The sequence below is a fragment of the Oleiphilus sp. HI0066 genome (assembly GCF_001635725.1).
Genome location: NZ_LWFH01001356.1, coordinates 37,420 through 60,776, shown reverse-complemented (window position 1 = coordinate 60,776; position 23,357 = coordinate 37,420). Strand labels below are relative to the sequence as shown.

Here is a 23,357-nt window from a genome sequence, read left to right as displayed (position 1 = left end):
ATTTGCACAGTACTAGAGTGAGCTAAGCACCATCGCTGGTTGACTATGAGATAAGGAGAGCTCCTTGCGTGTCACGGAAAATAGTTGCTTGGTCATTTTTGGCGCCTCAGGAGACTTAGCCGCACGAAAACTGATTCCCGCCTTACTGCATTTATTTCAAGCTAAATACCTACCAGAAGACCTCTATGTTCTGGGCGTTAGTCGTTCAGATTACGATGATCAACGCTACAGAGAACGTTTGCTTGCTTTTATTGAGCAAGAAACTGAGATTGATCACTCAGTCGTTATCGAGTTTTTGGAGCGGGTTTATTATCACGCAATGGACCCCGCAAGCGAGAGTGCTTATCCATCTCTTAAGCAAAGGCTCAGTCATCTCGCTACTGAGCATAATACTTCGAACAATGTTCTTTATTACCTGGCGACACCTCCTAGCTTATTTCAGGTGATTCCTGAACATCTTTCGCAACATGGAATGACGCAGGCAGAATCTGGCTATAAACGCTTGGTAGTCGAAAAGCCAATAGGATACGACTTGTGTTCAGCAGAAGAATTAGATGCCTCGTTACATCATTATTTTGATGAAGAGCAGATCTATCGCATTGATCATTACCTAGGAAAAGAAACCGTACAAAACTTACTAGTGTTTCGTTTTGCGAATGGCATGTTTGAACCTCTCTGGGGGCGCCATTATGTGGAATACGTCGAAATAACTGGAGCAGAATCTCTTGGTGTGGAGGGACGCGGCGGATATTACGAAAATGCAGGCGCTTTACGAGATATGTTCCAAAATCATTTGCTGCAGGTATTGGCAATGGTTGCTATGGAGCCGCCGATGGCGATTAATGGCGATGCTGTGCGTGATGAAGTGGCTAAGTTGTTGCAAAGTTTGCATCCATTAAGTTCTGACGATTTGGAGAATAATTTGGTCTTAGGACAATATACCGAATCGAAAGTCCGAGGAAATGCGCTGTTGGGATACCGACAAGAAGAAGGCGTTGCTCAAGATTCTCGCACCGAAACCTTCGTTGCTTTAAAGTTGCATATCAATAATTCCCGTTGGAATGGCGTGCCATTTTTTATTCGATCAGGTAAACGTTTGCCAACTCGCGTAACAGAGGTAGTGATTCATTTCAAACCTAGCCCTCACCCTGTGTTCACGGATAAAGCCCCCAAAAATAAGCTGGTCATAAGGATTCAACCTGATGAAGGGATTGTGATGAAGTTTGGTTTGAAGCGGCCTGGAGCTGGCTTTGAAGCAGAGGAAGTCGCTATGGATTTTCATTATCAAGATTTGGGTGAAACCAAGCTGTTGAGCGCTTATGAACGTTTATTGTTAGATGCGTTAAATGGCGATTCCACTTTATTTGCACGCAGTGATGCTGTTCGCGCGTGTTGGAAGTATGTCGAGCCCATACTGCAATATAAATCATTGTCGCCCGCGTTATACGGATATGCTTCGGGTACTTGGGGGCCAAAAGAAGCGTTCGATTTGATGGCAAGAGACGGCTTTGAGTGGCGTTATCCTTGCAGGAATTTAACTGATACTGATTACTGTGAACTGTGAGAACCAATATCGATGTTTGAGATTAAGGTCTACAACGAGGTAGATGAATTACTAGAACACCTTGCTGAGCAATTGATGGCATATAGCTTGCGAAGTAAGCCCTACCATATTGCTTTGTCAGGGGGCAGCACGCCGAAAGCGCTGTACGCGTTGTTGGCGATGGAGCCTTTTAATAGTGCAATTTGCTGGGATAACTTGCACTTTTGGTGGGGCGATGAGCGTATGGTTGAAAAAGAAAGTGCCCAAAGTAATTTTGGTGAAGCTTATCGTACACTGTTCCAACACGTTCCAATCCCAGAAGAAAACCTCCATCCAATAAATGGTGCAAATGAATTATCGATAGAGCAAGTGCATGCGGAAGAGGAGATTGTTTCCAAGCTTGATAAGCATGAAGGTCGCCCATGTTTTGATTGGGTGTTACTGGGTTTAGGTGAAGATGGTCATACTGCATCTCTATTTCCAGGGCAGGTAGATTACGAAGCACAGAGTAATTGGGTTGCAGCAACACATCCCGAAACAGGAGAGGTGCGCTTGTCATTGTCGGCCGAGACTTTATGCAATGCTCGATCCATTGCCTTTGTCGTGACCGGGGCAAACAAAGCAGAAATCGTGCGAGATGTGTTTGGTGACGAAGAAGAATCTGAGCAATATCCAGCAGCGAATATTTTTGCCTTTGATGGTGAGACGCAATGGTTGCTCGATGAAGCGGCGGCAAGTTTACTGGTCAACGATTAAGAGGCTGATATGAGTGCAGACATTGGTGTAATTGGCTTAGCAGTAATGGGGCAAAACCTCATTCTAAATATGGATAATCATGGCTTTGAAGTGGTGGCGTATAACCGCAGCAAAGACAAAGTCAGCGCGTTTTTATCAGGCGCAGCAAAAGGAACAAACATCAAAGGCGCTCACTCTATCGAAGAGCTAGTGAATGCTTTAAGCACTCCTCGCAAGATCATGCTGATGGTTAGAGCGGGGCAAGTTGTTGACGACGTTATTGCGCAACTAATCCCTCATCTGGAGCAGGGTGACATCATCATTGATGGTGGGAATTCTAATTTCGAAGATAGCTCTCGAAGACTGAAAGAACTCTCAGAACAAGGCATTTTATTTTTGGGCGCAGGCGTTTCTGGTGGTGAGGAGGGGGCTCGTCATGGACCGTCGATTATGCCCGGTGGAAGTCAGGAAGCATGGCCTCACCTTAAACCGATACTGCAATCGATTGCTGCCAAAACCAGAAGTGGTGAGCCGTGTTGTGATTGGGTCGGACAAGGTGGTGCCGGACATTTTGTAAAAATGGTGCATAACGGCATTGAATATGGCGACATGCAATTAATTGCTGAGTCTTATGATTTCTTGCGCATAGTTCTAGGGCTTAATAATGACGAGATTTCTGCCGTTTTAGGACGGTGGAATGAGACAGAATTAGACAGCTACTTAGTTGAAATCAGTCGCGATATTTTGGCGTTCAAAGACGAGCAAGGTAATCATTTGCTTGATCGTATTCTCGATAAGGCTGGTCAAAAAGGGACGGGTAAATGGACTGGAATCAACGCACTAGATTTAGGTGTTCCGTTGACCTTAATCAGCGAGTCGGTTTTTGCACGTTGTATTTCTGCTTTGAAAGATCAGCGCACAATTGCATCTAAGCATTTCTCTAAACCTAGTGTTGAAATTCCTGATAACAAAGATGAGTGGATAGAGATAGCGCGTAAGGCTTTGTTGGCATCAAAGATTATCTCATATGCTCAAGGTTTTATGCTGATGAAAGCAGCGTCAGACGAGCATGGCTGGGAACTTAACTATGGCAATGTCGCATTGATGTGGCGCGAAGGCTGTATTATTCGTAGTGTATTTTTAGAACAAATTCGTGATGCTTTCGCCTCTGATGGTCAGCTCGATTTTCTAGGCTTAGCTCCTTACTTTAATGAGATCTTGCAAGATTGTTTACCTGCGTGGCGAAAGCTAGTGGCCAAGTCGGTTGAGAGTGGAGTACCGGTGCCATGTATTGGCTCAGCGCTAAGTTTTATTGAGGCTTATAGTCGCGAAAAACTACCTGCAAATTTGATCCAAGCGCAGCGAGATTACTTCGGGGCGCATACCTATCAGTTAGACGGTGATGAAACTCAACAGTACTATCACACTGATTGGACTGGGCGAGGTGGAGATACTTCGTCGTCGAGTTATGATGTGTAGCGTATTGGTTGATAAGAATTTCAATCGTTAAGGCAGATATTTAGTCGCCAATTTTTCTACTTCAGGTTTCAGTAATTCAACTTGTTCCGTGTCGATATGGGCATTTAATCGTTTGGCGATATGTTTCATCGCGTTGATGCGGGCATATCGTTTGTTGTTTGCCGCTACTATATGCCAAGGGTTTTTCTTGCCATCAGTTTTATCCAGCATGTCCTCAAATGCTTGTTGGTAACTGTCCCAGTTTTGTCGATTTAATATATCTTCACTTGTGATTTTCCAGCGCTTCTTAGGGTTTTCTATACGCTCTTTGAAACGTTTGAGTTGCTCGTCTTTTGAGATGCTCAAAAACAACTTAATGACAATGACGCCGTCATTGATAAGCAGTTTTTCAAACTGAGAAATTTCTTTGTATGCGCGTTGCCATCTTTTGTGGGGGGTAAGGTTGTCAACACGTTCGACGAGAACGCGTCCGTACCAAGATCGGTCAAAAATTGAAACTTCCCCACGCTTTGGAAGTAAACGCCAGAAGCGCTGCATGTAATGTTCTTCTAGCTCATCAATACTTGGTGCCCCAATTGGATGAACACGAACCCCTCTAGGGTCCATAAACTCGGTCATATGGCGAATCATGCCGCCTTTGCCAGCGGCATCAATACCTTCAACTACAACCACGCAGCGCATATTTTGATTGTATAAGCCATGCTGCAGCGTCATTAACTGTAGCTGCAGCTTTTCTAGTTTCTTCTCGTACTCTTTCTTATCCAGCTCCGGATGTTCAAGTTTTTGAAGTTTCATTGCGAGCCTGTTTCACGCTATTTATGTCGCGTTAAGTATGGCATCTTTTTTTGGGACTTCTGCAACGATTACAATTTAGAACAAAGCGCTAAAGCTTGACGATTACACGACCTGTGACATCACCCTTAGTGATACGATCGGCATATTCTGGCACTTGTTTAAGTTCAATTGTCTCACTCGCTTGCTCGTAGAAACTTTGTGGTAAAAGTTCGGTGAGTTGTTTCCAAGCAGTCGTTCTCTTTTCGATAGGGCACATAACTGAATCAATACCCTGAAGTCGCACATTTCGTAAAATAAAAGGCATCACCGTTGTAGGGAGTCCAAAACCTCCGGCAAGACCACAGCAAGCGACCACGCCATTGTAATGTGTTTGAGCAATCGCTTTAGCTAGTACCTTGTCTCCAACGGTATCAATGACACCTGCCCAACGTTGCTTTTCTAAAGGTTTTGCGGCTTCTTCTAATTCAGATCGTTCAATTAGTTCAGTGGCACCTAATTGCGTCAGGTGTGCAGTGTTTTGCGCTATTCGACCACTGCATGCAGTGACCTCGTATCCAAGAGCATGAAGTAGAGTGATGGCAGTTGAGCCGACTCCACCGCTTGCTCCTGTGACTAAGATTTTTCCTGACTCAGGTTTGATGCCACTCTCTATCAGAGCATCAACGCAGAGCATTGCAGTTAATCCCGCAGTACCAATAATCATACTTTGAGATGCGCTTAAGCCCTCAGGTAAGGGGACAAGGAGGTTTGCGTCTAAACGTGCTTTTTCAGCCAAGCCGCCGCCCCGAGTTTCACCTACACCCCAGCCGGTTAGTACAACTGAATCTCCAACGTTGTAGGCATCGCTTGATGTTTCGATAATTCTGCCTGCGAAATCGATACCCGGAATCATTGGGAAGTCGCGAATGATTCTTCCTTTGCCAGTAATGGCTAGGCCATCTTTGTAATTGATAGATGAATAATCGACCGCGACAATTGTGTCGCCGTCAGGCAATTGACTTTCGTCTATTTGCGCTACGTGTGCAACGGTTGTTTTGCTTTCTTGATAAAGCATCAATGCAGAGAACATCAAGGCACCTTATTGAATTCGAGTATGGGGATTTAAACCAACGCTAATCGTAACATTATCTTTATTGAGTTACTTGCGGAAGCTAAAGGCAGGGCGAACCTGCCTTTGTGGTTTAGTACTTAAAGTTGCCCACTAGATGAGCGAGTGTTTGTGACTGCGAAGAGAGGTTTTCGCATGACATCGCATTCTCTTTTGAACGAGAGTTGGTTTGGTTTGCCATATCGTTGATGGCAACAATATGCTGGTTTAAATCCTCTACAACACTCGACTGTTGTTCCGTTGCCGTTGCAACTTGGAAGGACATGTCAGAAATGCTTTGGATGGCTATGCGAATCGATTCAAGAGATGCATTGATCTCTTGAGAGCCGGTAACAACCAGTTCGCAGCGTTGTTTGCCCGCTTCCATTGCCTGAACAGCATTGCTCGAGCCCTGTTCAAGTCGAGAGATCATCTCATTAATCTCTTCGGTCGATTCTTGCGTGCGTTTTGCAAGCATTCGTACTTCATCTGCAACGACAGCAAAACCACGACCTTGTTCACCTGCTCGAGCTGCTTCTATTGCCGCGTTAAGAGCAAGTAAATTAGTTTGCTCTGAAATGCCCGCAATGACTTCAAGCGTAGAACTGATTTTATGTATGTCTTCCGCTAACTCTGAAATAACATTGGATGCATCTGCTAGCTCTCCATCCAAGCTTTGAATTTCGCTGACTGTTTGGCTCACTGCAGATTGGCTTTGGTTTGCTTCATTTGCTGAATTGCTGCTGGCATCTGCTGTGTGTGTGGCGTTTTGAGCGATCTCTTTTACCGTTGCTCCCATTTCGGTAATGGCAGTGGCAACCATGTTCACGCTCTGTAATTGCTCGCTCGAGCCTTGTTCGGTTTGACGGGCAGAATTCGACACATCTATGGCAACCTGATTAACGGTGGATGACGTTTGAGATATTTGTTCAACGAGGGAAGCCATCTTGTCCATGAATTGATTAAAAGACTGCGCGAGCTGGCCGAGTTCGTCGCTGCGATTACTCTCAAGACGTTGCGTAAGATCTGCATCACCGTCGGCGATGGAGGCAAGTACCTCAGCGGTGGTTCTAATAGGTTTACTCAATGAATTTGCGATCAGGGCGATGATCGCGACGATGATCGCGATCAGAATTACATTCAAAATGATCATAGCGTTGGTTGTGTTACTGATGGCTGCATACACTTCACTGCTTGGGATTTCGGCAATAATGTACCAGTCTAAACTCGGAATATAACGTGAAGCGAGAATCGTATCAGAACCGGTTTCAAGGATGATTCGCCCTTCCTTGTTTAGGAGAGATTCTGAGAAGTTCTTTGTCTTTTCTTGCGTGCTTAGGTTCGCACTACCGGCAAGCGATGTCTCAGGATGAACACGAACTTGGCCCTCTCCATCGACTAAATATACAAACCCATTTTCGCCGATTGAATAGTTTTGAATCAGCTTCGATAATTCCTCAACAGTAATACCGACGCCCGTCACCGCCTTGCCAGACTGAACACGATAGTTGACGAACAGGGTGAAGATTCCTGTGGTAGTATCTTGGTCTAAATCTAGGCTGAAAGTGTTTGGAGAGTCTAGGAAGCTATAAAGCCAGCCATCGTTTGCGCGACTAACGGATCGTAGAATACCTCCGCCAGTGTAATAGTTTTCAGATTCCGCTGAGACTAAGAAGCTAAATTTAGCGCCTGTGCTGGCTTGGATTTGCGCTAAATAGTTTGCCAGATCAGGTTGGCCATCAGCGCTTTCGCCTTGTTTTATCCAGTCATTAATATAGGCATTACTGGCCATATTTTTTGCTGTATTCAGCGGCAGGGCAATTTGAAGCTCAAGCTCGTTCGATAAACTAGATAATATGGCGGGGATTTCAGTTTCTCCGACGCGCTTTGTAGTACTAGAGCTCACCAAATAGTTAGTGATGAGCATAGATATTGCCATCGAAATAATAAGCGCTGAGCTCATGATAAGTATGAGCTTGTTTTTTATATTAAGTTGTTTCCAGCTGAACATTTTTTGTTCCTCATATTGTTCAACAGAAAGTATAGATGCATTTCAAAATTGAGAGAGCTAGATGCATATGAATTTTTCTATCGGATTGCGCTATATGCTTCTGAGCGCTTTGGGGTTCTCGTTGATGGCTGTTTGTGTAAAGCTGGCATTCGAGGATGGTATTCCAGTGCTACAAATTGTGGCAGCGCGAGCGCTGGTGTCTCTGCTCCTTAGCTACTTTTTTGCCAAGCGAAAAGGCTTGTCTGTTTTAGGGAGTCATCGAGGTCTATTGTTTGCGCGAGGTTTTGTTGGTGCAGTGGCCTTGCTTGCTGTATACAGTGCATTGACTCGTCTTCCTCTTGCCGAAGCCACGATGCTTCAATATTTACACCCTGTTTTCGTCGCAGTACTAGCTTTGTTTTTTTTAGCCGAGCGTTTTCATGCGTCTTTGTTGGGGAGCATCGTTTTGAGTCTTGTCGGCTTAATTTTGGTTGTTGAGCCAAGTTGGGTGCATGGAGGTAGTCTTACTCAACTCGATCAACTAGGCGTTATTTTTGCCTTGATTGGAGCATTCGGCAGTGCCATTGCTTATGTGCTGGTGCGAAAACTTAGTCACCTTGAAGACAGCTCCGTCATTATTTTTTATTTCCCCTTAATCGCTTTACCGTTTTCTCTTGTTGTATTAGGGAACGACTTTGTGGTGCCAGAGTCTTGGACAACGTATTTTGTTTTATTGGCCGTGGGGATATTTACTCAGATCGGTCAAGAGGGCTTAACAAAAGCGATGAAAACAGAAACTGCTGCGAGGGCAACGGCATTTTCTTATGTGCAGGTTGTTTTTTCCGTTATTTTTGGTTGGATGTTTTTTGCTGAAGTGCCGAGCATACTTGCAGTAGTCGGGGTTGTTTTGATTATGCTCGGTGCATTGTTAAATGTGATGCATAAGACCAAGGTTAGTTAAAGGATTTGTAGTGCGTTTGCATTCGATAGCCTTGATGGCAAAATGAGATGCATATTTTTAATGAAATCGAAATTTGGTGAGTAAGTTGAGAGATATTTGGAAGACTACTTCGAGACCTGAGGAAGTAGCGGATACGGCCTTTTTACGCGCATTGCCGAAGGCGGAATTGCATCTGCATATTGAAGGTTCTCTTGAGCCAGAACTTATGCTCAAACTCGCTGAACGTAATGCTGTGGCTCTACCATACAATTCTGTGGAAGAGGTTCGTGAAGCGTATCAGTTTACGAACCTTCAAACGTTTCTAGATATCTATTATCAAAGTGCGGGAGTCTTATTAAACGAACAAGATTTTTATGATCTGACTTGGGCTTACTTACTTACCTGTCACGAGCAAGGTGTTGTGCATACGGAGTTGTTTTTTGATCCTCAAACGCACACCGAACGTGGGATCGATATAGGTGTGGTGTTTGATGGAATAACGCGGGCACTGAGCGACGCGGCAACACAACTTGGCATAACGAGCGGATTGATTTTGTGCTTTTTGAGGCATCTCAGTGAGCAGGATGCATTCGAATGCTTTGAGCAAGCCAAGCCATATTTGCATCATATTCTCGGAGTAGGGCTTGATTCATCGGAAGTTGGGCATCCTCCTTCTAAGTTTGAGCGTGTTTTTGCACAGGCTAGAGACCTTGGGCTGAAGGCTGTCGCTCATGCTGGTGAAGAGGGACCGCCGTCATATATATATGAGGCTTTAGATTTACTCAAAGTTGATCGTATTGATCACGGCGTTCGGTGTTTGGAAGACGAAGCGCTTGTTGAACGGCTAGTGGAAGAGGGTATTCCTCTGACGGTTTGTCCGCAAAGCAATGTGCGTTTGAAAGTGTTTGAGAAGATGGCTGATCACACAATCCTTCAAATGCTCGATCGGGGGTTGATGGCGACTGTTAACGCAGATGACCCGTCATTCTTTGGAGGATACTTGTTAGATAACTTTCAATTCATGGCAAATGATTTAGCGATGACGCGAGCTCAAGCCGCGCGTCTTGCTGAAAATAGCATTCGAAGTAGTTTTATATCTGGAGACTTGGAAAATAATTATCTAGAAAAGCTTAAGAAAGTTATCGCATAGAGGAAAATATAAGATGAAGCATCAAGGAAGTTGCCACTGTGGTCCGGTCAAGTTTAACTTTGATGGACCTGAAATCGAGAGCGGTTTGCTATGTATTTGTTCAATCTGTCGGCGCAAAGGGGCTGTCATGACGCCCCTCTCGATTGCTGCAAATGATCTGTCTATTGAAACGAGTGTTTAAGTAGCTACCATTTTGGTACTGAGGTGGCAGAACATTTTTTCTGTAATAAATGCGGTATTTACACTTTTCATGAAACGCGCAGGGAGCCTGGTCAATTTAGAGTCAATGTAGTCTGCTTAGATGATGTCGATGCTCGCGCGTTAGAGATTACTGTATTTGATGGTGCTTCTCTGTAATCCAGTATTTAGAAGGTGTCGTTGCTACTTTCTTTAACGGCATCTCTAATTTTCTGCTGTTCCTCAATCAATTGATAAGCGATAAAGTATTTTGAAATGTTGGCGACGTAACTCACCGTTTCTCTGCCTACATGTCTAGCAACGGCATGCTCTACGTTACCAAACCATTTGTTTGGGTCTAAACCAAGTTTTTTTGTTGTTCTTCTCAATCGATGAATTCTTGTTGGTCCAGCGTTGTAAGCAGCAAATGCGAACAGTACCTTATTGGCGTCTGAAATTTTGGGGTCGTTGAAGTAGTGATTGATAATCTTTCTTAAATACTTCACTCCAGCGTGCACATTATTCTCTAGTTCTTTTATGTCTCCCACTTTCATTGATGAACCGGTTTTGGGCATCAATTGCATAATACCAATGGCGCCAACAGGGCTTTTCTTCGAATGATCTAGTGTTGACTCTTGATAGCCTTGAGCGAGTAACATGAGATGATTGAAATCATACAAGTCGGCATATTTTTCAAAAATACCTACCACCGTTTCAAACTTCTCTCTGCTGTCCTCTGTAAGAGCCTTCTTGGCCCAGTAAGGGTTTTCTAAGTACCTATTTTTTACGACATTGCCGAACAGTGTTCCGCTTCGGTGACGCTTGAGAAAACGATTTACTTCATAAATAAGGTTTGGCGTATTCTTTCGGACAGCCCAAGCAATACTCCCGCCAGTATTAATTGCAAGTCCCGGATAAGAGGTGACATCGTCAAATATTTTTAGCCACAAATTTGCAATATGGTCATCTGCAACGGTGTATTGAATGAGGTTGGCGTTGGCCATCTCTATGAGATCTTCGACTTCTAAATGTTCATCGGCATGAATAACGATGACAGGAGGAATTCCTTTCGCGACAAATGACTCATTAAGTTCGAGTAAATGTTGATTGAAGCTGCTGCTCTCCCGAACGAATACGGTTTTTCCAGAGAGGTCATCAATGCTTTTTAAAATGGGAGCGCTCTTATTGGCGACAATGACTTCTTTAACTTGTTTGATGGTAGGGATTGAAAAATCTGCGAATTGCTTGCGTTCAGGTGTAATAGTTAAGTTGGCAATGGCGAGTTCGGCTTGCCCTGACTCTAATTTTTCAAAGAGTTCATCACGCGTTACGGGGATTGCAATCACTGACAATGCGCGTCCTTTACGACGTTTCTTGTAACGCTTATTTAAGTACTGCTCAAAGGCATTGAGCATCTCGTAACTGAGACCGTGCTGGCGCGCTTTATCAAGAAAAAAATGTGTTTTGCTATAGGTAACGAGAACACGGATTGAGCCGCGCTCAATAATTTCAAACAGGTCATCGTGATGCACTGCGCTCAGTGCATCACGGAATTCGGCGTTCGCGACTGAATATAAATCTTCGGTTTCAGGCGTATCCTCTGAAGTAGATTTTTCTTCGGCGTCAACGGGTGTCTGGACATCGCCTGCGCTTGTGACGCTAGAGTCCGCATAAGACAAAGGGGCAATCAGATGAAGGCTAATAAGAATAAGGAATATAAAGCTGTGTATGTACAAGAGAACACCTAAAAAGCTTACTCGTTTCTGCGTAAAGCGTAGCTCATCTTTTTTGTGACGCGAAATCTCACAAAAATTATCTGTACTTTTGTTTCAAACACTATACTGTGCGCCTCTGTATTACATTGCGTTAGGTAGTTTTTGACGATGCTGAAGTTGGTTCGAATTATTTTGTTTTCGCTGTATTTTGTTGTGGTTGCGGTGTTGGGTGTATTCGTTTGTCTATGCCGTCCATTCAATCTCGATAATAACCGAATTATGGCAAAAGCATTTAGCTATGGTGGTTTGAAGCTTTTGGGTGTTAATGTTGAAGTGCGTAACGAAGAACGTTTCAAGAAACTTGAACCAGGCGTCATCGTTTCGAATCATCAGTCCAATCTTGATCTTTATGTGCTTGGCTGCATTGTACCGCACGGTACAGCTAGCATTGGGAAGCGTTCATTGAAATGGATTCCTTTTTTTGGTCAATTGTATTGGCTGGCAGGCAATGTTCTCATTGATCGCAGGAATGCAAAAAGCTCAATCGATGCATTAGGTCAGGTTAGTGAAGCAATTAATGACCAAGGTCGCTCAATATGGGTCTTTGCTGAAGGAACGCGAAACCTAGGAAAGGGCTTAGGAGAGTTTAAGAAAGGGGCTTTCCATATCGCAGTCCAAGCTCAGTGTAAGATAACTCCCATTGCTGCAAGCACCTATGCGGGGCGTTTAGATTTAAATAAATGGTGTTCAGGAAAGGTTTTGATAGACATATTGCCTGCCGTTGACGCCGCAGGGAAAACCGAAGACGATATACCGCAATTATGCGCCTCGATGCATGCGCAGATTAGAGAAGAAATTGAAAAATTAGACGCTGAATTAGCTCAAATTTAATGGTCGCTAATTGACCGATTTGGACAATCAATCACAGTTTGATACGATCACACTCGTATAATGTTTTTTCTTAAAAAAGTTGTATAGAAAAAGTTTGTAAAGAGACGCTGCAACGCGCTTGTTGCTAAAAGATATTGAGGCTAAATATCGCTTACTAAACGCCTCAGATACTCAAAAAACTATAAATAATATAGCGGAACAACCTAAAACATTGATGTTTGGTGATGTGTTCCGAAAGTGCAACTAGGGAAAGCCAAGGTATGTTCATCAGCATGTTTATTCACGTGCTTGAGGCCTCATGTGGTCTCTTGCTCGCATTACTGGGTGTTCAAGTCGCTCGACAGTATCGTATTGCAACGAAAAAGCAGAACGATGAACACGTTACGATCAAGCAATCGATTGATTCGGAAGAAATCATTGTTGATCGTTTCTCTCGCTCAGTAGAAAGTAATGCTCCTTCACAGCCTGAATCTGCACCCATTTCAGAATCTTCAAATACAACAGCTTCGCAAATTCTTGATGATTACATCGGTGGTTTTTTTGACGATGTAGAGCCTGCACAAAATGAGATCAAAGCTTTTCGTGCAGCTGACGTATCGGAAACTAGTAATTTTCTAGATTCTGCTGCCGAGAATGATCATGTTGAAGCAATCGCTCCAGCGGTTGATTTAGCGAGCTATAAAGTTAACCCTCCGAAAGAAGAATCTATTCCTACTCTTCATCGTCCTATTCCTGAAAGCATGATGACTGCAAAGTTCTTGCAACAGGTAAAGGAACTCGATGAAGAGGTTATTCTCGTTGAAGGGGATGACGAACCTTCTATGGCAAATCCAGTGATGTCGGATAAAGTTGTCTTGGCTATGCTGGATGAAGCGAAATTGGTTAGCTCTCACTAATTTAATTGTTTCTTTACTGTGTGCTCAAATATGTAATCGCATGGTAAGTATTTCCTCTATCTAACTGCTCTGTGCACTGATAACCTCTGCCGCAAAAATACAATGGTTTTTTCGGCATGCTTAATACCTATATCCATCTCGGATCTTCTGAGTCTTCTTCATTTGAATTAAGTGACTATGGTGTATGGGTTTGTGTTGATTCTGGTTTTGATATATCCGCGCTGAACGAGCGAATTCAGAATGGTCTTGAGTGTGGTTTAAGCCTTTCTGAGACTTTGAAAGCTGGCCTTGGTGTACTTGACGAATTTCAGCGTGATGGTGCAAATATTCTTCTATGCCGCTTTGATTCGTTCCATTATGAGTTGTGTTGGATCGGCGAGATGGGAGCTGCCTTACTCCATGGAGATGAGGGCGTATTGCCTCTAATTTCGGAATCTTCTCATAAGGTTGAGCGAATTATCGGCGACCTTCATACTGATGAAATATTGGTGTTTGGCAACTCTTTATTATTGCCTAATGTTTCTAAGATAGGTGATGCTTTGGATCTGATGCTGTCTGAATCACCTAACTCTGTTGAGGGCGCAGTCAAAAATATCGCGAGAAGCAGCGACTACAATCAATGTTTAGACGGTGCGGTCTTTATACATTATCCATTGAACGAGCCAAGTTCATTACTAAAAGATTTGCCACAGTTAAGAGCTAGGCGTCGAGTACGTAACAAGCTGCTTGCTATCACGAAGCCTGTTTTAGCATTGGTGTTAGTAGGGTCACTTCTTGGTTGGTTGCTAACGAGTCAAGTAGCTTTGTCTTAGCAAATGTCCTTTCCATGCTTTAAAAAGAACAAAAATAAAGCCAATACAAAACGCTCCAACGACTAAACCTAAGGCGCTATGTTCGACAGTGTTAGCAGAATCTGGCGTTGAGGCGAATACATAGTCATAAAATAGAAAGAAGCATAGCAACAGTCCTATGACACTCGTTGCTGCTTGACTAATGAGTATCCCATGCGCGGGAATCGTGTCATGGAAATGGCACTTCACGCATAGATAGTTTTCGGTGTACTCCGGCTCACCTTCTTGAACGGCTGGTATCATAGAACCTTCGCCACATTTGATACATGTGTATGGCGACTTCAAGGTATCCATATGCTCGTTCGATACGACCTGATTAGGCGACATATCAGTTCCTTAAGCCTATGGTTATCGTTTTAATTGTGATGATTAGCCTAGCAAAATTACCAAGCGCCGTAGTGATATAGTCGAGATTTCAGAGCGCAGCAAATTCTATTATTGCTTGTTGTGTTTGCAATCACACTGCAAATAGTCGCTTGGCTGCATTTAACATATCTTTTTTGTGGCACTGCTTTTATGATGGTTGCTCTTCGTAAGTCCACCAATAATAAATAGAGAGGGGTTCATGGGAGCAAATAACGGATTTTTATCGCCACTCGCTTACGCCTATAAGTGGGAAAAAGCAAAAGCTGATGACTTATATCTGACACAGCCGATGGGCGGGGATCAGGTACAAGAATACACATGGAATCGAGCGGTTGGTGAGGCGAGAAGAATGGCCTCCTATTTAAAGTCTCTAGACCTCCCTCCCAAAAGCAAGATTGCTATTTTATCGAAAAACTGTGCGCACTGGATCATGTCAGATTTGGCTATTTGGATGGCGGGGCATGTCACTGTACCTCTGTATCCGACATTAAACGCAGAGACCGTTCGATATATTCTAGAACACAGTGATTCAAAACTTCTTTTTGTTGGTAAATTGGATGACTGGGATGAGATGAAAGCTGGTGTTCCAGATGATCTTCCCTGTTTATCTTATTCACTTAGCCCGCCAAATGATTTCCAAACTTGGGAGCAAATTGTTGCCGACCATAAACCGCTTATGGAAGAAACGGTTCGTGATGCCGATGAGTTAGCAACGATTGTTTATACCTCGGGGAGTACTGGCAAACCTAAAGGTGTCATGATTTCTTTTGGGGCTATGAGTATGGCAGCGAAAGGTGTTTCTGAGGCACTTGAGATGAAAGATTCAGAACGCATGCTTTCTTATTTGCCTTTGGCGCACGTATTTGAGCGCTATGCCGTAGAGCAGGCGTCTTTGTATGTGGGTTTTCATCTTTTCTTTGCAGAAGCGCTTGATACATTTGTTCAGGACTTAAAGCGTGCGCGACCAACGGTCTTTATCTCTGTACCGAGATTATGGGCGAAGTTCCAGCTCGGTGTATTCCAGAAAATGACACCTGAAAAACTGAAGTTCCTTCAGAGTATTCCGATCATATCTTCTCTTGTAAATAAAAAAGTATTGAAGAACTTGGGCTTAGATCATTGTCACTTTGCTGTGAGTGGCTCAGCTCCTTTGTCAGAAGATATTATTAATTGGTACCGAGGCTTAGGACTGGAATTGATGGAAGGGTATGGCATGTCGGAGAATTTTGCTTATTCACATATCAGTATGCCTGGTCGCGCTAGAGTCGGGTATGTCGGCGAGCCATTGCTTGGGGTTCAGCAGCGAATTTCTGAAAAAGGTGAGATAGAAATTAAAAGCCCTGCTGCGATGATGGGCTACTACAAAGATGATGAGAAAACCAAAGAAAGCTACACCGAAGATGGTTTCTTATTGACGGGAGATAAAGGCGAGATTGATGAGTTAGGTCGATTAAAGATTACAGGTCGAATTAAAGAAATCTTTAAGACCAGTAAAGGTAAATACGTTGCGCCAGCGCCTATCGAAAATAAGTTGATGGTCGATCAAGCGATTGAAGTTGTTTGCGTTGCGGGTGCAGATTGTGCTCAACCATATGCTGTGGCTGTTTTGCCAGAGCATTTGCAGGCTATGCATGGTGATCAAGCATTTCGCGACAAAACCTCGGAGAGCCTTAAGGGATTAATCAAGTTTGTTAATGCAACCTTAGATCAGCATGAGGCAATTCAGTTTATTGTTGTGGTGAGTGATGTCTGGGGGATTGAGAATAATTTCTTAACACCAACGATGAAAATAAAAAGAGATGTGATTGAGTCACATTACGCGCCGAAAGTTGAGACTTGGTTTAAAGCGAAAGAATCTGTCTTATGGGATTGACCGTAGGAGTTTAGGGTTTGTATAAGCAAGGCTAATTTGCGCTATCGGGACTGAGTTTAAATTGTTGTTTCAATTTGAACTCAGTCCTTTTATCATTCAAAAATATTGTCAAAAAATTAATGAAACACGTTTTCTAAAATACGAATAAAAGGCGATCGAATAATTATGAGTGCAGTTCAGAATGTGACGCTTCCTTTAGAGTCTGTTTATAAGTGGGAAAAACAAAGAGCTGATAAAGTCTATATGACTCAGCCAATGGGTAATGGTGTAGTGCAAGAATATACTTGGGCACGTGCCATGAACGAAGCCCGACGTATGGCGAACTACCTCAAAGCTCAGAACCTCCCTCCGAAAAGTAAAATAGCGATTCTTTCAAAAAACTGTGCCCACTGGATCATGTCAGATCTAGCAATCTGGATGGCAGGTCATGTGACGGTTCCTCTTTATCCAACATTGAATGCTGACACGGTTAGCTACATTCTTGAGCACAGTGAAGCGCAAGCTTTATTCGTAGGTAAGCTCGATGATTGGGAAGATATGGCTCCGGGCGTTCCAGCTGACATGCCTTGTATCTCTTATCCTTTAAGCCCAGAAAATGATTACCCAACGTGGGATTCATTAATTGCTGAAACAGCTCCTCTTGAGGGTGAAGTTGAGCGTTCAGCAGATGAGTTAGCGACTATCGTATACACCTCAGGTAGTACCGGTCGTCCAAAAGGCGTTATGTTGTCGTTTGGAGCAATGGGTGTAGCTGCTTCCGGTGCATCTCAGGCTCTTAAATTATTCACTGAAGATCGCATGCTTTCATACTTGCCACTTGCGCACGTGTTTGAGCGTTATGTTGTTGAGCAGTCGTCGTTCTACATTGGTTTCGAACTTTATTTTGCAGAAGCGTTAGACACCTTCTTGCAAGACCTTCAGCGAGCACGTCCGACAGTATTCGTTTCAGTGCCGCGTTTATGGTCTAAGTTCCAGCTAGGTATTTTCAAGAAAATGCCTCCTAAGAAACTTAATCGTCTATTAAAAGTGCCAATTCTGTCAGGCATTGTGAAGAAGAAAGTATTGACTGGACTAGGCTTGGAGCATTGTCGGTTTGCTGGTAGTGGTTCTGCTCCGTTGTCTGAAGAAATTATCAAGTGGTACCGCGGTCTTGGCCTTGAGCTGCTTGAAGGCTATGGCATGTCAGAGAATTTTGCTTACTCGCATATTTCACTACCTGGCCGTTCGCGTGTTGGTTATGTTGGTGAGCCCTTACCCGGTGTTCAGCAGCGTATTTCTGAGATTGGTGAAATCGAAGTGAACAGCCCTGCAAATATGATGGGTTATTACAAAAACGATGAGAAAACCAAAGAAAGCTTCACCGAAGATGGTTTCTTGCTAACTGGTGACAAAGGTGAGATCGATGACATGGGTCGCCTTAAAATTACTGGTCGTATCAAAGAGATCTTTAAGACGAGTAAGGGTAAGTACGTTGCTCCGGCGCCAATTGAAAATAAAATCATCAGTCACGATGAAATTGAAATGGTATGTGTTGCTGGTGCTGAGTGTCCGCAGCCTCACGCATTGATTCATCTTTCTGAAGAGGCATTGCCAAAACGCGATGAGCCAGATTTTCGTGCAAACTTAGAGAAGAGTTTGACTGAGCTAATGGCATCGGTGAATGCAACGGTTGATCCGCATGAAGCTTTGCAGTTCATGGTTGTTGTAAAAGATTTTTGGGCGATTGAGAATGGCTTCTTAACGCCAACAATGAAGATCAAGCGTGATGTTGTTGAAGGACAGTACAAAGATCAAATTGATGGTTGGTATGCTGGTAGAGCTAAAGTAGTTTGGGAATAAGTTCCCAGCGATAAAAAAAGCGACCCTTGGGTCGCTTTTTTTATGTCTCAACATTTCAGATAAGTACTACGTTCGATTGATTGAGCGGCTAAGTAAAATCACAGGAATAATTCCCACAATAACAATTACTAAAGCTGATAATGCGCATTGTTCTATCAGTTCATCTGACGCAAATTGATACACATGCGTTGCCAGTGTTTCAAAATTGAATGGGCGCAGTATCAGTGTTGCAGGAAGCTCTTTCATACAATCTACAAACACGACAAGCATGGCCGTTAATGCGCCTGGTTTTATGATCGGTAAGTGAATGCGTATTAGCGTTGTCAGGCTGCTCTTTCCAAGAGATCGAGAGGCCATGTCCATCGATGGTGTAACTTTCTCAAGGCTTGAATCTATAGCTCCGGTTGCGACGGCTAAGAAGCGCACAGTGTAGGCAAAAAGTAATGCCGCAATACTTCCACTCAATAATAAGCCAGTGCTGAATCCGAAATGGCTGCGAGCAATGCTATCAAGCCAGTTATCAAAGCCCGCGAGCGGAATAATTACGCCGATTGCCAAAACGGCACCTGGAATTGCGTACCCTAGGCTAGATACTTGTGTCATAGAGCGGGTGAATTTTGAGTTATCTAAGCGCTTCGTATAAGCCAAAATACATGCGATGACTAAAGTGATGAATGCGGCGCTAAAGCTCAGAGAAAAACTATTAAATGCGTAGGTAAAAAATTGCGTGTTCCAGCTTTTGTCAAAGTAATGAATCGAATAGTCGGAAAGAATGATGACCGGAATTAAGAAACCAAAAACAATTGGTGTTGATGCGAGTAGAGTAGCGAAGAAAGCCTTTTTTCCAGTCAGGTGTTGAGTTGGCAGAGGACGTGATTGAGTTTTGCTAGAAAACGACTGCTGTTGGTCCCTAGATTTTCTCTCCATCATGATTAAAAACACGACAGCTAACATCATCACGGTAGCAATTTGAGCTGCACCGCCTAAATTGCTCATATTCAGCCATGTGTCATAAAGGCCTGCAGTCAGCGTTTGAATTGCGAAGTAATCAACGGTACCGAAGTCATTCAGTGTTTCCATCAGAACCAAAGATAGACCGACGACAATTGCAGGTCGCGCAATCGGTAATGATACGCGGAAGAAAAAGCCAAAAGAATTCGAACCCAGGCTTCTAGCGGCGTAGTAAAGAGAAACTGATTGTTGCAAAAATGCGGCGCGAGCCAGCATGTAGATATAAGGGTATAGAGTTAGTGACATGAGGATAATGGCGCCCCCCATGCTTCGGACTTCGGGGAAGTAGTAGTCTCTGCTCGATTGCCAGCCAAATATCTCTCTAAGCATTGATTGGAGAGGGCCAGCATATTCAAGAAAGTCAGTGTAGACATAAGCAATCACATACGCAGGCATCGCAAAAGGGAGTAATAACGCCCACGTGAAAAAACGTTTGCCTGGAAAACTATAATGGCTTATTAACCATGCAGCACCAATGCCTAAAGCGGTACTCAGACATCCAACTCCGAGCATTAATATCAGCGTGCTTTTAATATAGGCAGGAAGTACTGTCTCAGATAAATGAACCCAAATGTTGTCGTCTGGAAATGCGGCTAAATACAAAACGGCCAATACTGGTAGGCAGATGATGCTGGTCGTTAAAAAAGCACTGAGCTTCCAGTAATGCTCTGATCGCCAAAAAGATTTAACGGGATATGTCGGGCTATTAGTGCGCAAAGAGAAATGATTCGGTTGTCTTAAAGAAACTTAGTATAAACAAAAAAAGCGGCTCTAGGCCGCTTTCTTTATGAGTCGATGCATTATTGATCGAATGCTACTTTATCTACTAGCTTTGCAGCAGCTTTGCGTAAACCGGCAATGTCAGCAAGAGGTAGTTGATCTGCTTTGAATTCACCCCAAGATGCAACGAGTTCACTTGGTTGAACTGCTGGGTTAACTGGGTATTCAAAGTTTTGCTCAGCATACATTGTTTGAGCTGTTTCGCCTGTTAAGTATTCCATTAGCTTAATGGCGTTTGCTTTGTTTGGTGCGCTCGTTGTCAATGCCATGCCGCTGATGTTTACGTGAGTACCGCGATCTGCAGAGTTAGGGAACAGAATGTTAACGGCATTTGCCCATTTTGTTTGCTCTTCATCTTGAAGCATTTTGCCTAGGTAGTAGTTATTGCCTAGTGAAAGGTCACATACTCCTTCATAAATAGCTTTTACTTGTGCGCGATCATTGCCTTGTGGTTTGCGAGCAAGGTTTGCTTTAACGCCCTTCAACCATGTTTCCGTTTCTGCTTCGCCGTGATGAGCGATCATTGAAGCGATCAACGCTAAATTATATGGGTGTTTGCCGCTACGAGTACAAATACGACCTTTCCATTTTTCATCGGCAAGCTCTTCATATGTTGTGATTTCGCCATCTTTTACACGTTCGTTTGATGCGTAGATAGAGCGAGTACGAGTCGTAAGACCAAACCACAGTCCTTCTGGATCACGATATTGGCTAGGAATATTGCTGTTAAGAGTATCTGAGTTAACAGCCTGAACTAAATCCATTTCAACAACTTCATTTAGGCGGCCAATATCAACAGTGAATACTAAGTCAGCCGGAGAGTTAGCACCCTCACGCTTAAGGCGCTCTGCTAGACCTTTCTTGGCAAATACCACGTTTACCTTGATTCCTGTCTCTTCAGTGAAGCCTTTGAATAATGGTTCTACCAAAAATGGTTGGCGGTATGAGTAGACATTGACTTCTTCTGATGCAATCGCACTGCTGCTTACTGAGGTAAATAGCATTGCGGCGAGTAGTGACTTAATTCCAAAACGCATGGTTTATCCTTAATGAAGTTAATAATGAGAACGATTTCAATTTTAATATCGAGAATGCATTAAGCAAGCTTTTTATGCAAGTAAATAACTTGTCTTGATCTGGGCCAATATGCGTATTCCTTGCTAGTCTTAAGACAAGTTCTACAAAAAGTTTGTATATAAATGACTTTATTGAAAATTTTCTCGGTCTTTCTGCTCGGTTTCAGCTTGCTTTTGCAAGGCTGTGCAACGTCAAGAACCACAACGCATTATGGTTTTTTTGAGGCAGAGAACTCGCAAGGCGAGTTGAGACAGTTTCGTGTTCATTGGGAAACTATTGACGTACAAGGGTTCAACTCCCGAGAACGCTATTCAACTCCTCTCGTATTACAGGCTCAGTGCTCGCAGCGCGCTGTGCGCTTCTATGATGCTAATTTTCGGGCGCAAAGAGCGTGCATCCCTAATGATCAGTTAGGGATTGCTTACTGTGGGTCTGAGCGCAAAGATCTAGATCACAGGGCGTTACCCATAGAAAAAGGTAAGGCTTGTGCTTATGTTGTCGACGCGAAAGGGGCTGGGGAGATCAAATATTTAGGTGATGAAATCCAGATAATCATGCGTTGTCAGCCTAAAGAGCCTCAGGTAAGGGTTGGTAGGAAGTGGGTAAACCGTGATTATCTTAAGCCATCGAGTATTCCCTATGTGGTTTCGACTAAGACCGTACCTGGTAGTGATAAGGATGGGCACGTACCTCAATTATGGAATCATTCGTCGGTATGTGACCCAACGCAGGGTCGTTAATTACTATACGTTACAAAGGCTTACAGGCTTTAGTGGTATCAATTTTTGAGTGAGTCATAATAACGAGAATTGTGCGTGTTAACGGGTAAAGAGAACGAGATATGAGTGTTGAACGTGTCAAAACAGCGGTATCGAATCTGCAAGAAGGGATGTTTGTTGCAGACCTAGATCGTCCGTGGCACGAAACGCCGTTTCCGCTTCAGGGTTTTTATATACGGGCCGAAGACGATAGAAAAGCGATTGCTCAATTTTGTAGCCACGTCTTTATCGATAGTAAAAAAACGCGCGTAAAAAATGCTCATGCAGAGCACGCTGCATTTAATCCTAGTAAGGCATCATCTTCCGGTGTAAAGAAAAGCGGGCAAGCTACGCTGGAACTTCCTGAAGTGGTTATCAAATCGCCAGAAAGTTATAAGTCTGAAGTAAGTATTCAGAAAGAAGCGGCGCGCGTAAAACGATTACATCAACAAGTAAATGATGCTGTTCGAAACATTTGTGAGAGTGTCGCGAATGGAGAGCAAGTAAGCGTCCAAGATACGCAAAAGCTTGCAGTGAGCATGGTCGTGAGTGTCGTTCGCAATCCAGACGCGCTTATCTGGTTGGCAAAAATGGACGATGAAGATCAACAAGGTTATCAGCATGTGGTTCGCGCATCGATTTGGGCGCTCGTTTTTGCAAGACACCTTGGGTTAACAAAGCCTTTGATGAAAAGTCTAGCGGTTGGCGTGCTCTTGTCACACATCGGAAAGATAAAGTTAGAGCAGTCTGTGAGAGATGCTGAACCAGAAGATAGCAAGCAGAACCCAAATTATCAGTCCTACGTTCAGCACAGTTTAGATATTCTGAAAGAATGTGATGGCTTGCCTGACAGTGTGTTGAGCATTGTTGAGTTTCATGCCGAGAGACACAACGGTTCAGGGTTCCCGAAAGGTGTCACTGGTCAAACAATTCCTTTATTAGCAAAAATTGCGGGCTTAGTGGACGAATATCAAACGATGATTACGCCTAGGGGTGAAAGTAAAGGTTTGTCGCCTCGAGAGGCTGTCGCGGAACTCTATGAGCAAAGAAACGTCCTGTTTCAAAAAGATCTTGTTGAACGCTTCATCGAAGCGATTGGCGTATTTCCGACTGGAACCTTGGTTGAACTGAGCACTCAAGAAGTTGGAATTGTTACAGGTCACAATAGCGAACGACGTTTGCTTCCACAGATTATTGTTGTGACGGATAAAGACAAAAAATTGCTGAAAAGCGGCCGTAAGTTGGATTTAAAAGCATGGAATGAAAGTCATTCCGAAGCAGAGGCGCTATATATTAAAGATAGTTTGCCTAAGGGAGCATTTGGCATTGATGAGAATGCCTTCCTTCTGTCTGGCGCAACTTCTAAATGGAGTCTGAAGCATATAATGTCGGGCATGTAAGCTT

At 43.6% G+C, this 23,357-nt stretch carries 19 protein-coding genes; 12 read left to right on the top strand and 7 right to left on the bottom strand.

What is annotated here, in order from left to right:
• The first annotated feature begins 64 nt into the window (after positions 1 to 64).
• From zwf to gnd, 3 genes are read left to right on the top strand one after another with little or no spacing between them, the layout of a single operon-like run.
• The gene (zwf, locus tag A3738_RS20625; protein WP_068476584.1) at positions 65 to 1,564 is read left to right on the top strand and encodes a glucose-6-phosphate dehydrogenase; all 1,500 of its coding nucleotides are present in this window, start codon (positions 65 to 67) and stop codon (positions 1,562 to 1,564) included.
• 12 nt (positions 1,565 to 1,576) lie between these two features.
• Positions 1,577 to 2,299: a 6-phosphogluconolactonase gene (pgl, locus tag A3738_RS20620; RefSeq protein WP_068476582.1), complete on the top strand. Its 723-nt coding sequence runs from the start codon at positions 1,577 to 1,579 to the stop codon at positions 2,297 to 2,299.
• Between the two features lie 9 nt (positions 2,300 to 2,308).
• Positions 2,309 to 3,757: a decarboxylating NADP(+)-dependent phosphogluconate dehydrogenase gene (gene gnd / locus A3738_RS20615; protein WP_068476580.1), complete on the top strand. Its 1,449-nt coding sequence runs from the start codon at positions 2,309 to 2,311 to the stop codon at positions 3,755 to 3,757.
• 27 nt (positions 3,758 to 3,784) lie between these two features.
• Here the strand turns inward: gnd and A3738_RS20610 are convergent, their stop codons facing one another.
• The 3 genes from A3738_RS20610 to A3738_RS20600 form a co-directional block, all read right to left on the bottom strand.
• On the bottom strand, positions 3,785 to 4,552 hold the full coding sequence (locus tag A3738_RS20610) for a polyphosphate kinase 2 family protein (RefSeq protein WP_068476578.1): 768 nt from the start codon (positions 4,550 to 4,552) through the stop codon (positions 3,785 to 3,787).
• Positions 4,553 to 4,640: 88 nt separating this feature from the next.
• Positions 4,641 to 5,621, bottom strand: a complete 981-nt coding sequence (locus A3738_RS20605) for an MDR family oxidoreductase (protein ID WP_068476576.1) — start codon at positions 5,619 to 5,621, stop codon at positions 4,641 to 4,643.
• A 112-nt stretch (positions 5,622 to 5,733) separates the two neighbouring features.
• Positions 5,734 to 7,650 carry a methyl-accepting chemotaxis protein gene (locus A3738_RS20600; protein ID WP_068476574.1) on the bottom strand — a complete coding sequence of 639 codons (1,917 nt, stop codon included), beginning with the start codon at positions 7,648 to 7,650 and terminating at the stop codon, positions 5,734 to 5,736.
• Between the two features lie 67 nt (positions 7,651 to 7,717).
• Between A3738_RS20600 and A3738_RS20595 the strand changes: the two genes are divergently transcribed.
• Together A3738_RS20595 and A3738_RS20590 are read left to right on the top strand one after the other, a co-directional pair.
• Entirely contained in the window at positions 7,718 to 8,590 is an 873-nt protein-coding gene (locus tag A3738_RS20595) for a DMT family transporter (RefSeq protein WP_231876696.1), read from the top strand.
• Positions 8,591 to 8,675: 85 nt separating this feature from the next.
• Positions 8,676 to 9,719, top strand: a complete 1,044-nt coding sequence (locus A3738_RS20590; protein WP_231876714.1) for an adenosine deaminase — start codon at positions 8,676 to 8,678, stop codon at positions 9,717 to 9,719.
• Between the two features lie 365 nt (positions 9,720 to 10,084).
• Here A3738_RS20590 and A3738_RS20585 read toward each other — a convergent pair whose 3' ends face one another.
• Positions 10,085 to 11,632, bottom strand: a complete 1,548-nt coding sequence (locus A3738_RS20585; RefSeq protein WP_068476570.1) for a lytic transglycosylase F — start codon at positions 11,630 to 11,632, stop codon at positions 10,085 to 10,087.
• 147 nt (positions 11,633 to 11,779) lie between these two features.
• On the opposite strand from A3738_RS20585, the gene A3738_RS20580 reads away from it, so the two are divergent.
• The 3 genes from A3738_RS20580 (at position 11,780) to A3738_RS20570 (ending at position 14,210) form a co-directional block, all read left to right on the top strand.
• Positions 11,780 to 12,502, top strand: coding sequence for a 1-acyl-sn-glycerol-3-phosphate acyltransferase (locus A3738_RS20580; protein ID WP_068476568.1), 723 nt, complete (start codon positions 11,780 to 11,782; stop codon positions 12,500 to 12,502).
• A 260-nt stretch (positions 12,503 to 12,762) separates the two neighbouring features.
• A complete protein-coding gene (locus A3738_RS20575) occupies positions 12,763 to 13,398 on the top strand; it encodes a hypothetical protein (protein WP_068500406.1) in 636 nt (211 codons plus the stop codon).
• A gap of 116 nt (positions 13,399 to 13,514) precedes the next feature.
• Positions 13,515 to 14,210: a hypothetical protein gene (locus tag A3738_RS20570; RefSeq protein WP_068476564.1), complete on the top strand. Its 696-nt coding sequence runs from the start codon at positions 13,515 to 13,517 to the stop codon at positions 14,208 to 14,210.
• Here the strand turns inward: A3738_RS20570 and A3738_RS20565 are convergent.
• Positions 14,184 to 14,576: a hypothetical protein gene (locus A3738_RS20565; RefSeq protein ID WP_068476562.1), complete on the bottom strand. Its 393-nt coding sequence runs from the start codon at positions 14,574 to 14,576 to the stop codon at positions 14,184 to 14,186. The two genes, A3738_RS20570 and A3738_RS20565, sit on opposite strands and share 27 nt — an antisense overlap.
• 238 nt (positions 14,577 to 14,814) lie before the next feature.
• Here A3738_RS20565 and A3738_RS20560 point away from each other — a divergent pair, with 238 nt between their 5' ends.
• Entirely contained in the window at positions 14,815 to 16,488 is a 1,674-nt protein-coding gene (locus A3738_RS20560; RefSeq protein WP_068500409.1) for an AMP-binding protein, read from the top strand.
• Positions 16,489 to 16,653: 165 nt separating this feature from the next.
• On the top strand, positions 16,654 to 18,327 hold the full coding sequence (locus tag A3738_RS20555) for an AMP-binding protein (RefSeq protein WP_068476559.1): 1,674 nt from the start codon (positions 16,654 to 16,656) through the stop codon (positions 18,325 to 18,327).
• A 66-nt stretch (positions 18,328 to 18,393) separates the two neighbouring features.
• Here the strand turns inward: A3738_RS20555 and A3738_RS20550 are convergent, their stop codons facing one another.
• Positions 18,394 to 20,055 carry an iron ABC transporter permease gene (locus tag A3738_RS20550; RefSeq protein WP_068476557.1) on the bottom strand — a complete coding sequence of 554 codons (1,662 nt, stop codon included), beginning with the start codon at positions 20,053 to 20,055 and terminating at the stop codon, positions 18,394 to 18,396.
• A gap of 83 nt (positions 20,056 to 20,138) precedes the next feature.
• Positions 20,139 to 21,155, bottom strand: coding sequence for a Fe(3+) ABC transporter substrate-binding protein (locus tag A3738_RS20545; protein WP_197468953.1), 1,017 nt, complete (start codon positions 21,153 to 21,155; stop codon positions 20,139 to 20,141).
• Between the two features lie 162 nt (positions 21,156 to 21,317).
• On the opposite strand from A3738_RS20545, the gene A3738_RS20540 reads away from it, so the two are divergent.
• Positions 21,318 to 21,935, top strand: a complete 618-nt coding sequence (locus A3738_RS20540) for a hypothetical protein (protein WP_068476554.1) — start codon at positions 21,318 to 21,320, stop codon at positions 21,933 to 21,935.
• Between the two features lie 101 nt (positions 21,936 to 22,036).
• On the top strand, positions 22,037 to 23,353 hold the full coding sequence (locus tag A3738_RS20535; protein ID WP_068476552.1) for a DUF3391 domain-containing protein: 1,317 nt from the start codon (positions 22,037 to 22,039) through the stop codon (positions 23,351 to 23,353).
• Positions 23,354 to 23,357 lie beyond the last annotated feature (4 nt).

Bases quoted from the DNA above. Each gene is read 5' to 3' on its own strand.
- A3738_RS20570 (WP_068476564.1), top strand. From the start codon at position 13,515: ATGCTTAATACCTATATCCATCTCGGATCTTCTGAGTCTTCTTCATTT.
- A3738_RS20545 (WP_197468953.1), bottom strand. From the start codon at position 21,155: ATGCGTTTTGGAATTAAGTCACTACTCGCCGCAATGCTATTTACCTCA.
- A3738_RS20565 (WP_068476562.1), bottom strand. From the start codon at position 14,576: ATGTCGCCTAATCAGGTCGTATCGAACGAGCATATGGATACCTTGAAG.
- A3738_RS20535 (WP_068476552.1), top strand. From the start codon at position 22,037: ATGAGTGTTGAACGTGTCAAAACAGCGGTATCGAATCTGCAAGAAGGG.
- A3738_RS20555 (WP_068476559.1), top strand. From the start codon at position 16,654: ATGAGTGCAGTTCAGAATGTGACGCTTCCTTTAGAGTCTGTTTATAAG.
- A3738_RS20560 (WP_068500409.1), top strand. From the start codon at position 14,815: ATGGGAGCAAATAACGGATTTTTATCGCCACTCGCTTACGCCTATAAG.
- A3738_RS20540 (WP_068476554.1), top strand. From the start codon at position 21,318: ATGACTTTATTGAAAATTTTCTCGGTCTTTCTGCTCGGTTTCAGCTTG.
- A3738_RS20595 (WP_231876696.1), top strand. From the start codon at position 7,718: ATGAATTTTTCTATCGGATTGCGCTATATGCTTCTGAGCGCTTTGGGG.
- A3738_RS20600 (WP_068476574.1), bottom strand. From the start codon at position 7,650: ATGTTCAGCTGGAAACAACTTAATATAAAAAACAAGCTCATACTTATC.
- gnd (WP_068476580.1), top strand. From the start codon at position 2,309: ATGAGTGCAGACATTGGTGTAATTGGCTTAGCAGTAATGGGGCAAAAC.
- A3738_RS20580 (WP_068476568.1), top strand. From the start codon at position 11,780: ATGCTGAAGTTGGTTCGAATTATTTTGTTTTCGCTGTATTTTGTTGTG.
- pgl (WP_068476582.1), top strand. From the start codon at position 1,577: ATGTTTGAGATTAAGGTCTACAACGAGGTAGATGAATTACTAGAACAC.
- A3738_RS20605 (WP_068476576.1), bottom strand. From the start codon at position 5,621: ATGTTCTCTGCATTGATGCTTTATCAAGAAAGCAAAACAACCGTTGCA.
- A3738_RS20610 (WP_068476578.1), bottom strand. From the start codon at position 4,552: ATGAAACTTCAAAAACTTGAACATCCGGAGCTGGATAAGAAAGAGTAC.
- A3738_RS20575 (WP_068500406.1), top strand. From the start codon at position 12,763: ATGTTCATCAGCATGTTTATTCACGTGCTTGAGGCCTCATGTGGTCTC.